Here is a 14,021-nt window from a genome sequence, read left to right as displayed (position 1 = left end):
GAGACAGACCCCCTCCTCCCCCCGCGAAATCTGCTTGGGTGACACTACTTCGGTCCGAACACTATGCGGCGGCCGGAGCCGGCGGGTGGGCATTCACCCCCGCGGGAGCGGCGTGCCGCTGGTTTCCGTTAGCCAGCGTGGGCAAACGAGGGAGCGTGCAGATGGATTTCGACGTGACGGTTGAGATCCCCAAGGGTCACCGCAACAAGTACGAGGTCGACCACGCGACCGGCCGGATCCGGCTGGACCGCACGCTCTTCACCTCCACGCAGTACCCGGCGGACTACGGCTTCATCGAGGGCACCCTGGGCGAGGACGGCGACCCGCTGGACGCGCTCGTGCTGGTCCCCGAGCCGACCTTCCCCGGCTGCCTCATCCGGTGCCGCACCATCGGCATGTTCCGGATGACGGACGAGAAGGGCGGCGACGACAAGGTCCTCTGCGTGCCCTACGAGGACCCGCGCCAGGAGCACCTGCGCGACATCCACCACCTCGGCGAGTTCGACCGGCTGGAGATCCAGCACTTCTTCGAGGTCTACAAGGACCTCGAGCCGGGCAAGTCGGTCGAGGGCGCCACCTGGGTCGGCCGGCAGGAGGCCGAGGCGGAGATCGCGGCGTCGTACCGGCGCGCCAAGGAGGCCGAGGAGCGCGGCGAGTCCACGCACTGACCCGGCATCGAACGTCGACGGGCCCGGGGGCCGCTCAGCCGAGCAACCCCCGGGCCCGTTCGTACAGGTCGAGCACCGCGCAGGCGACCGGGACCACGGAGACCACCAGGGCGGTGTCCGCCAGGTCGGCGACCCGACCGACGTACGGGGAGACCGGTCGGCGGGCGTACGTGGTGCCGGCGGCCACCGCCAGCAGGGCCAGCGCCAGCCCGCCGGCGACCAGCGCGAGCCGGCCGGCCGGGCCGGAGCGGTCGACGAGCATGGCGCCCAGCACCGCGTACCCGGCGAGGCCGGCGACCACGGTCGGCACCCGGTGGCGCAGGGCGACGAACAGCCGGGAGCGCAGCAGCAGCACGGCCGCGGCGACCGCCACCAGCAGCCGGCCGGCGACCCCGCCGGAGAGGCCGAGGACCAGCGCGGCGGCGACCGCCAGCACGGCGTGCCCGAGCAGCATCCCGGTGAGCATCTCCTCGGTGCGGGCCACCGCCGCGTAGACGCGGTCCCGGTCGGGCAGGTCCCGGACCCGGTCGGCGTCGCCCGGCTCGCCGGTCGGCAGGGTGATCGGGGGCAGCGGCACCTTGCCGAGCCGGATGGCCAGCAGCGGAACCGCCCCCACGGCGAAGACCAGCACGCAGAGCAGGACCGCCGCCGTCTGGTCCGGGCTGAGCAGCAGGCCGCCGAGCGCCGTCAGCGCGCCGGCCGACCCGACGGTGACGCCGGCCACGAAGACCCGGAGCCGGGTGGCGATGCCCACCAGGCCGAGCACCGACACCAGCAGCAGCGCCACCGAGCCGGCCAGCAGCTCGGGCGCGCCGACCCAGCGCAGGCCGGCGACCGGGCCGACCGGGTCGCCGGAGCCGACCGCCAGGGCGCCCGCCGCGGCCGCGTACGGCAGGGCGTAGCCGCCGAGGGCCGCGCCCGTCGGCCCGTCCCCGTGGGCGCGGGACGCCACCACCCCGGCGAGGGTGAGCAGCAGCGCGACCACGGCGGCGGCCGGCCAGCCGGCGCGCTGCCCCGGCCCGCCGGCCGCCACGGCGAGCAGCCCGACGGCCAGCGGCACGGCGGCCCCGGCCAGGGCGGCGGCCCGGGTGGCGGCCGGCGACCACGCGCCGCCGCGCCGCCGCGCCCCGTCGGCGATCGCCTCGACCACGTCGTCGTACTCCAGCTCGGGCCACTGCGCGCGGGCTGGAACCAGGTGCAGGACCTCCCCGTCGCGGACGCCCTGCGGCAGCAGCGCCTGTGCGGTGGCCAGGACGGCGCCGTCGGTGCGCCGCAGCACCCAGCCGCCGTGCCGTTCACCGTCGTCGGCCAGCCCTTCGCCGGCGTGCCGCAGCACCTCCGGCAGCAGCTCGGCCAGGGGAACCTGCTCCGGCAGCGCGACGTCCACCCGCCGTTGGGGGGCGCTGATGGTGACCCGGGCCAGCCCGATTGTCATCGACGGATCTCCATATCGAGCGGGGTTGGTGGCTGCGCGGACGACAGGACTTTACCTACCATGAGCCAGGCTCGGGTTACCGAGCGCTGTCAGGAGGTCGAGTGTCCACTGTCGTCATCAAGCGGCCACCCCGACGCCCGGCGCCGGAGATCCCGGTCGGCGAGCTGCCGGTGGACGCGCCGCCGGAGATCCCCGCCGTCGCCGGCGGGCGCTGGCAGCAGGTGCTCATGGTGCTGCCCATGCTCGGCGGCACGGTGGCGATGGCGATGATGTTCGGCCGTGGCGGCGGGGCCTACTCGTACGTGGTCGGCGGCATGTTCGGGCTCTCCTCGCTGGCCATGCTGGTGACCTCGTGGGGCAGCGCCTCCGGCACGCCGAGGAAGTCGGAGATGATGGCCGCCCGGCGGGACTACCTGCGGCACCTGACCGCGCTGCGGCGCCGGGTCCGGCACACCGCCGGGCAGCAGCGCGCCGGGCTCTACTACCGGCACCCGGACCCCGGCCGGCTCTGGTCGACCGTCGACAGCCACCGGGTCTGGGAACGGCGCCCCGCCGACCCGGACTTCGCGGTGGTCCGGGTCGCCGTCGGCCCGCAGACGCTCGCGACCCCGCTGGTCCCCCCGGTCACCCGCCCGCTGGAGGAGCTGGAGCCGATGACGGCGGGCGCGCTGCGCCGCTTCCTGGACGCGTACTCCGTGGTGCCCGACCTGCCGGTGGCGCTCTCGCTGCGCAGCTTCGCCCGGGTGTTCGTGCGCGACGCCACCGGCGGTCCGGGCGACGGGTCGGCCGGCCAGGCGCTGGCCCGGGCGATGCTCGCCCAGCTCGCGGTCTTCCACGCCCCGGACGAGCTGCTCGTCGCCGTCTGCGCGGGGCCGGAGCGGCGGGCCGCCTGGGAGTGGGTCAAGTGGCTGCCGCACGCCCACCACCCCACCCGCACCGACGCCCTCGGTCCGGTCCGGCTGGTCGCCAGCGCGGCGGCCGAGCTGGAACGGCTGCTGGACGAGGTGCTGGCCAGCCGGTCCCGGTTCAGCCCGGCCGGTCCCGCCACCGACGGCCCGCACGTGGTGGTGGTGCTCGACGGCGGCGACCTGACCGGGGCCACCGACCTGACCGGGGACGGCGGCATCGACGCCGTGACGGTCATCGACCTGGACACCCCGCCGCCGCGCCTGCTGGACCGGTTCGCGCTGCTGCTGGAGCTGCGCCACGGCCGGCTGCACTCCCACTCGGCCGAGGGGCACGCCGAGGTGGGCACGGCGGACCGGCTCGACCTGGTCGACGCCGAGGCGATCGCCCGGCGGCTGGCCCCGCTGCGGCTGGCCACCGCCGTACGCGGCCCGGACGCCCCGCCCGGCGCCGAGCCGGGCCTGCCCGAGCTGCTCGGTCTGGGCGACCCGGAGGGCTTCACCGCCGAGCAGGGGTGGGCGCCCCGCTCCGCCCGCGAGCGGCTGCGGGTGCCGATCGGGGTGGGCACCGACGGCGGCGCCATCGAGCTGGACCTGAAGGAGTCGGCGCAGGACGGGATGGGGCCGCACGGCCTGCTGATCGGGGCGACCGGCTCCGGCAAGTCGGAGTTGCTGCGCACGCTGGTGCTCGGGCTGGCCGCGACGCACAGCTCGGAGCAGCTCAACTTCGTGTTGATCGACTTCAAGGGCGGCGCCACGTTCGCCTCCTTCGACCGGCTGCCGCACACCGCCGCGGTGATCACCAACCTGGCCGACGCGCTGCCGCTGGTCGACCGGATGGTCGACGCGATCAACGGCGAGCTGGTCCGCCGCCAGGAGCTGCTGCGCCGGGCCGGCAACTTCGCCAGCCTGCGTGACTACGAACGGGCCCGCGCCGCCGGCACGCCGCTCGCCCCGCTGCCGTCGCTGCTGCTGATCTGCGACGAGTTCTCCGAGCTGCTCTCGGCCAAGCCCGACTTCATCGACCTGTTCGTGCAGATCGGCCGGCTGGGCCGGTCGCTCGGCGTGCACCTGCTGCTGGCCTCGCAGCGGCTGGAGGAGGGGCGGCTGCGCGGGCTGGACACCCACCTGTCGTACCGGATCGGGTTGCGTACCTTCTCCGCGCTGGAGTCGCGGACGGTGCTCGGGGTGCCGGACGCGCACGAGCTGCCCCGCTCCCCCGGCCACGGGTACCTGCGCTTCGGCACCGAGCCGCTGGTGCGGTTCAAGGCCGCGTACGTCTCCGGGGCGCTGCGCCGGCTCGGCGCGGCGCCGGGCGCCGGCGGCGCGGGAGCCCTCCGCCTGCTCGCCTTCTCCACGCACTTCGTGCCCAAGCCGGAGCCGGTCGGACCGCCCGCCCTGCCCGCCGCGGCCGACGAGAGCGGCACCGGGAGCCTGTTGGAGCTGATGGTCGACCGGCTGGCCGGCCAGGGCCCGCCCGCGCACCAGGTCTGGCTCCCCCCGCTCGGCCGGGCGCCGGCGCTGGACGAGCTGCTCGGGCCGGTCGCCGCCGACCCGAAGCGCGGCCTCGCCTTCGGCAATCCGGACCTGCACGGCGCGTTGCAGGTGCCGGTGGCGGTGGTCGACAAGCCCTTCGAGCAGCGCCGCGACCTGCTCTGGCTCTCGCTGGACGGCGCCGCCGGGCACGTCGCGGTCGTCGGCGGGCCGCAGAGCGGCAAGTCGACCGCGCTGCGCACGCTGATCTGCGCGCTCGCGCTCACCCACACCCCGGCCGAGGTGCAGGTCTACTGCCTCGACTTCGGCGGCGGCGCGCTGGCCGCGCTGCGCGACCTGCCGCACGTCGGTGGCGTCACCGGCCGCGCCGACCCGACGGCCGTCCGGCGCACGGTCGGCGAGATCGCCACGCTGCTGGTCGACCGGGAACGCCGCTTCGCCGAGCTGGGCGTGGAGTCGATGGCCGCCTGGCGGCAGCGACGGGCCGCGCTGGCCGGCACCGGTCAGCCGGGCGCCGACCCGTTCGGCGACGTGTTCCTGGTGGTGGACGGCTGGGCCACCCTGCGCGGCGAGTACGACGACCTGGAGCCGCTGATCACCGACCTGGCCACCCGCGGCCTGTCGTACGGGGTGCACGTGGTGGCGACGGCGGTGCGCTGGCTGGACTTCCGGCCGGCGATCCGGGACCTCTTCGGCTCCCGGCTGGAGCTGCGCCTCGGCGACCCGTCCGACTCGCTGGTGGCCCGCCGGGCGGCGGCGAACGTGCCCGAGCAGACGGCGGGCCGGGGCATCACCGCGGAGAGCCTGCACTTCCTCACCGCGCTGCCGCAGCTGGCCGCCTCCGGCGGCGACACCACCGACCTGGTCAAGCAGGTCGCCGGGAGCTGGGCGGGGCCGGTGGCTCCCCCGGTGCGGCTGCTCCCGCCGGTGCTCCCGTACGCCGAGCTGGACCTGACCGCGACCACCGGCCTGCGCATCCCGGTCGGGATCGCCGAGGCCGACCTGCGCCCGGTGGTGCTGGACTTCGCCACCGAGCCGCACTTCGTGGTCTTCGGCGACGCCGAGTGCGGCAAGTCGTCGTTCCTGCGCGCGCTGGCCACCTCGATCATCACCCGTTTCACCCCCGAGCAGGCCCGCGTGATCCTGGTCGACTACCGGCGCAGCCTGGCGGACCTCACCGAGGCCCCGCACCTGATCGGGTACGGCTCCGCCGCGGCGCACACCACCGACCTGATCGAGTCGGCCGCGGGCTACATGCACGCGCGGGCGCCCGGGCCCGAGGTCACCCCCGCGCAGCTGCGGGAGCGGTCGTGGTGGTCCGGGCCCGAGCTGTTCGTGCTGGTCGACGACTACGACCTGGTCGCCGGCGGGCCGGCCAACCCGCTGCGCGCGTTGGAGGAGCACCTGCCGCACGCCCGCGACGTCGGGCTGCACCTGGTGCTCGTCCGGCGCTCGGGCGGCGCCGGGCGGGCCCAGTACGAGCCGATCGTGCAGCGCCTGCGCGAGCTGTCCACCGCCGGGCTGGTGATGGCGGGCAGCCCGGAGGAGGGGGCGCTGGTCGGCCCGGTCCGGCCCGGGCCGCTGCCGCCGGGGCGCGGGCGGCTGGTCACCCGGCGGGAGGGTGTGCGGCTGGTCCAGCTGGCGTATCTGCCGTCGCCGTGACGGGTGTCCCCGGATCGCCCCGCAAGGCGCCGAGGAACCGGTAATCTCCGATCGTCATGTTTGCGTCTGGGATGAACGGCCTGAGGATGTGACCAGGGTGCGGCACAGCTGTCCGCCGGGTCGGCGGATCGCCGGGCGCGCGTTGCTCGGGTTGGCGGCCACCGTCGCGTCGGTCGCCGGCCCGGTCGCCCCGGCCGCCGCCGCCCCACGGCCGCCCGCCGCCGCCCGGGTCGCCGCCGTCCCGCTGCCGCTCGCGCCGCCGGACACCCAGGGCCGCCCCGACCAGATCCGCGACGATCAGTGGCAGCTCGACGCGTTGCAGGCCAGGACGGCCTGGCGCAGTTCGACCGGGCGCGGGGTCACCGTCGCGGTGATCGACTCCGGGGTGGACGCGGCCCATCCCGACCTGGCCGGCCAGGTGCTGCCCGGCCTCGACCTGGTGGATCCCGAGGGTTCCGCCGACGGGGCCGACCCGGTCGGTCACGGCACCACCGTGGCCGGGCTGATCGCCGGCCGGAACGACGACCGGCGCGGCGCGGTGGGTCTCGCGCCGGACGCCCGGATCCTTCCGGTCCGCGTCCTCGACGCCGAGAACCGCTACGACGACGCCATGATCGTCGCCAAGGGTGTGCGCTGGGCGGTGGACAACGGCGCCCGCGTGATCAACCTGTCCCTCGGCGGGAGCGGCGACAGCGCCGCCCTGGCCGCCGCGCTCGACTACGCCTTCGCCCGGGACGTGGTCGTGGTCGCCTGCACCGGCAACGTGGCGGCCTCGTCCAGCTCGAAGGTCTGGTACCCGGCGCGCGAGCCGGGCGTGATCGCGGTCTCCGGGCTGGACCGCGACAGCCACAACCTCTGGTCCGGCTCGATCACCGGGCGGGCCACGGTGCTCGCCGCTCCCGCCACCGGTCTGGTCGGGGCCCGCCCCGGCGGCTACTGGCGCGTGCAGGGCACGAGCTTCGCGGCGCCGCTGGTCGCCGCCACCGCCGCGCTGGTGCGGGCCCGCTACCCGCAGATGTCCGCCGGCGACGTGGTGAACCGGCTGTTGAGCACCGCCCGCGACATCGGTTCGACCGGCCGGGACGACCGCTTCGGCTACGGCCTGGTCGACCCGGTCGCCGCGCTGAACGCCGAGGTGCCCCCGGTGGGCCGCAACCCGCTGGACGACGAGGCCTCGCCGGGCGTGGTCGGCTTCGGTCCGGCGCCGGGCTCCGCGCAGGCCGACGTCGCGGCGGCCGGCAGCGACCCGCTGGGCTTCGCCGCGCCGCGTCGGCAGACCCGCTGGGCGGCGCAGCCGGCCGGTACGCACGAGGAGGCCACGCCGGAACGGCTCTGGACCGGGGCGGCGTTCTTCGTCGCCCTGCTCACCGGCGCGGCGCTGATGGTGCGCCGGTTCCGCCAGTGGACCCCGCTGGCCGCCCCGCGTCGCCCGGTCCGGCCGGGGCGCCGCCCGTCGGCGGGCTGAGCCGGCGACCCGACCGGCCCGACCCGCGCGGACGGGCCCGGCGGCCCGCTCGGGGTCTGACCGGGCCGCGTCCGGGGTAGAACAGATGTCATGAGCACGCCCGGCCCGCGTACCCTCGCCGCGCCGCCCCGACCGTCGTGGCGCAGCCGCCGCCTGCACCCGGACGACTCCCGGGGGCTGCGGCTGACCCTCGCCGCGGGGGCCGCGTTCCTGGTGGTGGTGCCGTTCACGCTGCTGGCGTTCCTGGTGCTGGGGGACTGGCCCCCGCTGCGCCGGCTGGACACGGCGGTGACCGACGCGCTGGTCGGCTACGCCGCCGACCACCCGGCATGGGTACGCCTGATGACCCTCTGGACCGACGTGTTCGCCCCGATGCCGTTGCGGGCCGCCGCGCTGCTCCTGGTGGTCTGGCTGGTGCGGCGGGGGGCCCGGCAGCTGGCGGTCTGGGTCGCCGTCACCATGGCGGTGGGCGGCCTGCTCGGCCCGCTGTTCAAGCTGCTCTTCGGCCGGCCCCGGCCCGACCTGCCCGACCCGGTGGCCCAGGCGCCCGGCCTGGCCTTTCCGTCGGGGCACGCGCTCAACGCCGCCCTGGCCGCCGGGGTGCTGCTGGTGGTGTTCCTCCCGCACGCCGGGCCGGCCGCCCGCCGGGTGGTGGGCGCGGCCGCGCTGCTGCTCGCCCTGGTGACCGGCTTCAGCCGGGTCGCGCTGGGCGTGCACTGGACCAGCGACGTGCTGGCCGGCTGGCTCCTCGGCGCGGCCGTGGTGGCCGCGACCGCCGCCGCCCTCACCGTCTGGCGGGCCACCCCGCCCGGCCGCCCGGCACCGTCCGGGCCGGGCGGTGCCGCGCCGGGGTCGTCTGGGCCCGGGTCGGCGGCTGGCGCGGGCAGCCCGCCGCGCGGCTGACCGGTCAGGTGCACTCGCCGGTGCCGACGGCGCGGGTGCGCTCGGCGCCGGCCAGGGCGACCGGGCGGGCCTCGGCCGCCGTCACCGCGAACCCGGTGTTGGGGTCGTCGGCCGCCGCCGCGAAGATCACCCCGAGCACCAGCCCGTTCGACGAGACCAGCGGGCCGCCGGAGTTGCCGCTCTGCACGAGCGCCCGGATCGTGTAGATCTCCCGGGTCACGTTCCCGGCGGAGTAGATGTCCGGCCCGGTGATGCGGTCGACGTCCCGGACCCGCGCCGACTGGGCGTTGTACGGCCCGTCGAGCGGGAAGCCCAGCACGATCGCGTCCGCGCCGCTGCCCGCGTTGCCGGCGGCGAAGCGCATCGACGGGCCGGGCAGCCCGGGCACGTGCAGCACGGCCAGGTCCCGGTCGGGGTCGTAGACGACCACCTTGCTGTCGTACCGGTCGCCGTTCAGCTCGACGACCGTCGAGCGGGTGCCGGCGACGACGTGGGCGTTGGTCATCACCCGGTCGTCGGCGTAGACGAAGCCGGAGCCCTCGATCCGGCGCGAGCAGCTCGGGGCGGAGCCGAGCACCTTGACCACCGAACGCTGGCTGTTGACCACCACCTGCGAGCCGGCGAGCGCCGGGTCGGGCGGGGAGACCTGCCGGGCGCGGGTCGGCGCCAGGTCGCCGAAGACGTCCGGGAAGCCGTTGGTGTCGACGGTGTCCCGCAGCGCCGTGGAGAGCTGCTGCGCCTGGTCCGGCAGGACCCGGTCCACCACGGTGAGCAGGGCGCTGTTGCGCACCGAGGAGGCCAGCCAGGGCAGCGACGACGAGCCCAGCGGCACCGCGACGAGCCAGGCGACCAGCAGCACGGCGAAGAGCGAGACGAACGCCCCGCCGATGTCGTCGGCCCGCCTGCCCACGTCGCTGGTGATCGTCTTGCGCAGGTGGGAGCCGACCCAGCCGGCGAGCGCCTGGCCGACCACCGCCAGCCCGAAGACCGCCACCAGGGAGATCAGCACCCGGGTGCCGCTGTCCACGAACTGCTGCGCCAGCAGCGGCCCGAGCTGGAGGCCTACCAGCGCGCCCAGGAAGAAGCCGGAGAACGACAGCACCCCGATGACGAAGCCCTGGCGGTATCCGCTGATCGCGAACACGAGCATGAGCAGCAGCAGTACGAGATCCACGGCGGACACGCGTCAAGCGTACGGGCACCCGGCCCGCGAAATGACCATCGCGTGCGGAAGGTGACCGTCCGTTCAGCGCACCGGGGTCTCGTCCACCGCGTCCGTGCCGGCCGAGGGCGCCGGGGTGGCCCCGGTCGGCGGCAGGTCGACGACCCGGTCACGCGGCCACGGCCGGGCCCATCCGCCCATCTCCAGCAGGGCGGCCAGGACGCCGGCGGTGAAGCCCCAGACCAGCATCCCGCGCGCCGAGAACGCCGGGCCGATCCAGCCGCTCGGGTGGCGTACCCGCATCCGGTTCTCGGGGTCGACCAGCTCGGTGATGGGCAGCCGGGCCACGTGCGCCACCTCGGCCGGCTCCCGGGGGTGCACCGGGTGCGGCGTGTGCCACCAGGCGAGCACGGGAGTGACCACGAAGTCGCTGACCGGGATCCAGAGCTTCGGCAGCTCGGCCAGGACCGTGACACTGGCCGGGTCGAGCCCGACCTCCTCGTTGGCCTCGCGCAGCGCGGTCGCCGGGGCGTCGGCGTCCTCCGGGTCGGCCGCGCCGCCGGGGAAGGCCGGCTGACCGGCGTGGTTGCGCAGGGTGGCGGCCCGCTGGAGGATCAGCACGTCCGGGCCGGCGCCGGGCTCCTCGCCGAGCAGCACCAGCACGGCGCTCTCCCGCCCTCCGGTCTCGGGGGTGGCCAGCCGGGTGAAGTCCTCGCTGCGCGCGGTGCCGAGCCTGGTGAGCAGCGGGTCGAGCCAGCCCGGCGGACGGCGGCTCACGCCGGCACCCCCGCGCCGCAGCGCGCCCGCCGGCGGCTCACGCCGGCGTTCCCCGCGCCCCACCGTGTCCGTCGGCGGCTCACGCCGGCACCGCCAGGCCGAGGTGTTGCCGGACCAGGGCGGTGAGACGGGCGTCGTCGAGCGCGCCGGAGGAGTCGACGTGCCGGACGCGGCCCTGCCCGTCGACGAAGACGGTCAGGGGGATGGCCTTGCGGTTCAGCTCCCGCTTCAGGCTCTCCCCCTGGTCCACCAGCACCGGGAAGCGGATGCCGAAGTCCTCGCCGATGGACTGGGCCGCGTCCCGGCTGTCCTGGCTGTTCACCCCGAGGACCGTGAGCTGGCCGGCGGCCCGCTCGCTGAGCCGCTGGAAGGCGGGCAGCTCCTTGCGGCAGGGCGGGCACCAGGACGCCCAGACGTTGACCACGGCCGGCCCGCGCAGGTCCCGCAGGGCGACCGGGGCGCCGCCGGTGAAGCAGTTCAGGGTCAGCTCGGGCAGCGCCGGGGCGTCGGGGGGCGCGGCCGGGAGGTCGGCGGGCGCGGCGGACGCGGGCGGGGCGCCGAGCGCCGAGCAGTCCTGGAACGGCGACGGCCGGTTGGCGGCGGCCTGCTGCCGGCCGGAGGGACCGCTCTCCTTTTCCTCGGCGCCGGCGGTGCACCCGACGGCGGCCAGCAGCACGGGTACGAGCAGGAGGGCGAGGCCGCGTCGCCGGCCCGAAGGGCGCTGACCGGCGACGACGGCAGGGGCGGTTCTGCGGTTCACGGCGCCTCCGCCACGACGGCCTGGACGGGCACCAGCTCCGGGTCGACCCCGGCCGCCACCGCCAGGTCGCGGGCGCGGGGACCCTTGAGCAGCTTCGCGGCCGCCGCCGGCTCGGTCGGGCCGGTGCCGTACGACGGGCAGAGCTTCGCGAGCGTGCACGCGCCGCAGGCCGGCTTGCGGGCGTGGCAGACCCGCCGGCCGTGGAAGATCACCCGGTGCGACAGCATGGTCCAGTCGCGCTTGGGGAAGAGCGCCCCGATCGCGTGCTCGATCTTCACCGGGTCGGTCTCGGCGGTGAGCCGCCAGCGCTGCACCAGCCGCCCGAAGTGGGTGTCGACGGTGATGCCGGGCACGCCGAAGGCGTTGCCGAGGATGACGTTGGCGGTCTTGCGGCCGATGCCGGGCAGCGTCACCAGGTCGGCGAGCTTGCCCGGGACCCGGCCGTCGTGCCGATCGACGAGGGCCTGGCCGAGCTTGATCAGGGAGTCGGTCTTGTTGCGGTAGAAGCCGGTGGGCCGGATCAGTTCCTCCAGCTCCGTCCGGTCCGCTCCCGCGTAGTCGGCGGCGGTCGGGTACCGGGCGAAGAGCTTCGGGGTGACCTCGTTGACCTTCTTGTCCGTGCACTGCGCGGAGAGGATCGTCGCGACGGCCAGCTCCAGCGGGCTGGAGTGGTCAAGTTCACAGTGGGCGTCGGGGTGGGTCTCGGTCAGGACCCGGCCGATCCGCCGCGCGCGGCGCGTACGCCCGAGGTCGGTCTCGGTGGAAACGGAGGAGCTGATGGTCACGCCGGCCAGCCTACGTCGCCGGGGTGACCGGCCGCCGGGGCCACGCGCCCGCGTCGACCGGGGTCAGCCGCCCTGCGGCGGGCTGATCGCGCCCGAGTCGTCGAACCGGGCGCCGGTGTCCGGGAAGTCGCTCCTGCTGAGCTGCTTCACGAGGCCCAGGCCGCGGTCGTCGCCATCCATGGTCGGCTTGCCGGCGGAGTTCATGTACGTCGAGACGAACGAGCCCCCGGCCCAGCCGCCGTCCGGCTTCAGCGACACCTTGAGCACCCCGCCCCAGCCGAGCCGGCCGGCGTTGCTCAGCGAGTTGCCCCCGCCGGCGAAGTTGCCCAGGCTGTACGCGATCAGCCGGCCCTTGTAGAACTCCATGCCGCGCAGCACGTGCGGGCCGTGCCCGACGATCAGGTCCGCCCCGGCGTCGATCATCGCCTTGGAGAACTTGACCGGGTCGCCCCGGTTCTCGCCGAGGAACATCTCGGTGCCCGGCCGCACCCGCGTCTTGTCGGCCCCCTCGCCGCCCATGTGCACCTGCACCACGACCAGGTCGGCCATCCCGGCCGCCTTGGCGACCACCCTCTTCGCCGCGGCGATGTCGATCAGACTGTTGGACCAGACGTACGACGAGAAGCCGGCGACCGCGACCTTGACCCCCTTGACGTCGACCACGGTGATCTGGTCCGGCGCCCCGGTGTGCTCGAGTTCGTACTTCTCCAGCGCCTTCTGGGTGTTCTCGTAGCCCTTCGGGCCGTAGTCGTAGCCGTGGTTGTTGGCCTGGTTGAGCAGGTCGAAGCCGGCGTCGCGCAGGTGCGCCGCGTAGTCCGGCGGGGCGCGGAACTGGAAGCAGCGGGTCGAGTTCGGGCCGCACTTGCCGGTGCCGGTGTCGACGGTGAGCGGCTCCTCCAGGTTGCCCATCACCAGATCGGCGGCGAGCGCCTTCTCGACCGAGTCGAAGAAGCCCTTCCCGCCGTTGGCGGGCAGCCGGTTCGGCGCGTTGCCCATGATGATGTCGCCGGTGGCGGAGAGCGAGATGGCCTGCTCGGCGGGCTGCTCGGACGCTCCCGGCTTGACCGGGGCGCCGGTGCCGCCGCCGCCCTTGCCGGGCTCCCAGACGGGGTCGCCCCCGGATCCGGGCTGGCCGCAGCCGGCGGCGAGCAGGACGGCGAGCAACGCGCCCAGGGCGAGCGCGACCCGGCGGGGCGGAAGGAAGGCGGCAGCGTACATCGAGCGCGACCCTATCGGTTGCGCGACGGCCGGACGAGAGCCGATCGGACTGTTGTTCAGCCCGCCCGTCGTTCGGACCACGGGACCACGGTGCCCCGCCCGCCGGTCGTCACGGCGGCGTGCACGGCCCGGGCCAGCGGGCCGCCCCAGGTGGAGCGCGGTCCGCCGTACGCCGACTCCGGGCCGTCGACCGGGCAGAGCACGGTGACCGCGTCCGTCGGGGTGCCGGTGCCCGGCAGGCCCAGCTCCGCGATCGCCTGTGCCTTCGCCTCGGTGGCGGTGGCCACCGCGTTGACCAGGGCGGCGTCGCCGAGCCGGGCCGGGACGTACACCACGATGTTGACCGTGCCGACCCGCTGGGCGAGCACCGCCGGGGCGGGCTCGGCCGCCCGGACCGGGAGGCCCAGGCCGACCGTGGCCCAGACCCGCACGCCGGTGTCCGCCCGGGCGATCACCTCGGACACGTCCACCCCGGTCAGCAGGCCCACCCCGGGCCCGTCGAGGTCGAGCAGGTCGGCCAGCTCGGCCAGGTGGTCGGCGGGATCGTCCCGGTCGTACGACATGGGCACGGTCGCGTTGACGACCCAGTGCCGGACGCCGAGCCCACCGCCCAGCGGCGCGGAGCTGACCGCGCGCAGCGGGCGGTCGGCGCGCCAGTACAGCAGCGGGACGTCCCGACCGTCCTCCCGACGGGCGGTCAGCACGGGTTCGCTCAGCACATGGTGACCCTACGACCCGGCGCCCGTCGACCGGCCGGCGCCCGTGCGGGCGGGCGATCCTACTGCTC

11 protein-coding genes are annotated in these 14,021 nt (G+C 75.8%); 4 read left to right on the top strand and 7 right to left on the bottom strand.

All coding sequences use genetic code 11. From position 1 onward, the window contains the following. The first annotated feature begins 161 nt into the window (after positions 1-161). Positions 162-668, top strand: coding sequence for an inorganic diphosphatase (locus ACSNOB_RS19215; RefSeq protein ID WP_091107853.1), 507 nt, complete (start codon positions 162-164; stop codon positions 666-668). Positions 669-702: 34 nt separating this feature from the next. Here ACSNOB_RS19215 and eccD read toward each other — a convergent pair whose 3' ends face one another. Then, on the bottom strand, positions 703-2,103 hold the full coding sequence (gene eccD / locus ACSNOB_RS19210) for a type VII secretion integral membrane protein EccD (protein WP_436687898.1): 1,401 nt from the start codon (positions 2,101-2,103) through the stop codon (positions 703-705). Between the two features lie 101 nt (positions 2,104-2,204). On the opposite strand from eccD, the gene eccCa reads away from it, so the two are divergent. From eccCa to ACSNOB_RS19195, 3 genes are all read left to right on the top strand, one after another. Next, positions 2,205-6,164 carry a type VII secretion protein EccCa gene (gene eccCa, locus ACSNOB_RS19205; RefSeq protein WP_436687897.1) on the top strand — a complete coding sequence of 1,320 codons (3,960 nt, stop codon included), beginning with the start codon at positions 2,205-2,207 and terminating at the stop codon, positions 6,162-6,164. A gap of 97 nt (positions 6,165-6,261) precedes the next feature. Beyond that, positions 6,262-7,629: a type VII secretion-associated serine protease mycosin gene (gene mycP, locus ACSNOB_RS19200; protein ID WP_436687896.1), complete on the top strand. Its 1,368-nt coding sequence runs from the start codon at positions 6,262-6,264 to the stop codon at positions 7,627-7,629. 90 nt (positions 7,630-7,719) lie between these two features. Further along, on the top strand, positions 7,720-8,532 hold the full coding sequence (locus tag ACSNOB_RS19195; RefSeq protein ID WP_436687895.1) for a phosphatase PAP2 family protein: 813 nt from the start codon (positions 7,720-7,722) through the stop codon (positions 8,530-8,532). A 4-nt stretch (positions 8,533-8,536) separates the two neighbouring features. Here the strand turns inward: ACSNOB_RS19195 and ACSNOB_RS19190 are convergent, their stop codons facing one another. From ACSNOB_RS19190 to ACSNOB_RS19165, 6 genes are all read right to left on the bottom strand, one after another. Further along, positions 8,537-9,715 (bottom strand): MarP family serine protease, encoded by a 1,179-nt coding sequence (locus tag ACSNOB_RS19190; protein WP_393111428.1) that lies wholly within the window; start codon positions 9,713-9,715, stop codon positions 8,537-8,539. Between the two features lie 63 nt (positions 9,716-9,778). Continuing rightward, positions 9,779-10,471 (bottom strand): NUDIX hydrolase, encoded by a 693-nt coding sequence (locus tag ACSNOB_RS19185; protein ID WP_436687894.1) that lies wholly within the window; start codon positions 10,469-10,471, stop codon positions 9,779-9,781. Between the two features lie 79 nt (positions 10,472-10,550). Further along, positions 10,551-11,231, bottom strand: a complete 681-nt coding sequence (locus ACSNOB_RS19180) for a TlpA family protein disulfide reductase (RefSeq protein ID WP_436687893.1) — start codon at positions 11,229-11,231, stop codon at positions 10,551-10,553. Further along, positions 11,228-12,025: an endonuclease III gene (gene nth, locus ACSNOB_RS19175; RefSeq protein ID WP_436687900.1), complete on the bottom strand. Its 798-nt coding sequence runs from the start codon at positions 12,023-12,025 to the stop codon at positions 11,228-11,230. The genes ACSNOB_RS19180 and nth overlap by 4 nt, the downstream gene beginning before the upstream one ends. Before the next feature lie 54 nt (positions 12,026-12,079). Next, on the bottom strand, positions 12,080-13,234 hold the full coding sequence (locus ACSNOB_RS19170) for a CapA family protein (RefSeq protein WP_436687892.1): 1,155 nt from the start codon (positions 13,232-13,234) through the stop codon (positions 12,080-12,082). Positions 13,235-13,290: 56 nt separating this feature from the next. Continuing rightward, positions 13,291-13,953, bottom strand: a complete 663-nt coding sequence (locus tag ACSNOB_RS19165; protein WP_436687891.1) for an adenosylcobinamide amidohydrolase — start codon at positions 13,951-13,953, stop codon at positions 13,291-13,293. Positions 13,954-14,021 lie beyond the last annotated feature (68 nt).

The sequence above is a fragment of the Micromonospora sp. URMC 106 genome, assembly GCF_051386395.1.
In the GTDB taxonomy this organism is placed as follows: Bacteria; Actinomycetota; Actinomycetes; order Mycobacteriales; family Micromonosporaceae; genus Micromonospora.
Note: the sequence above shows the minus strand (reverse complement) of the source record. Positions and strands in the feature narration are given on the sequence as shown.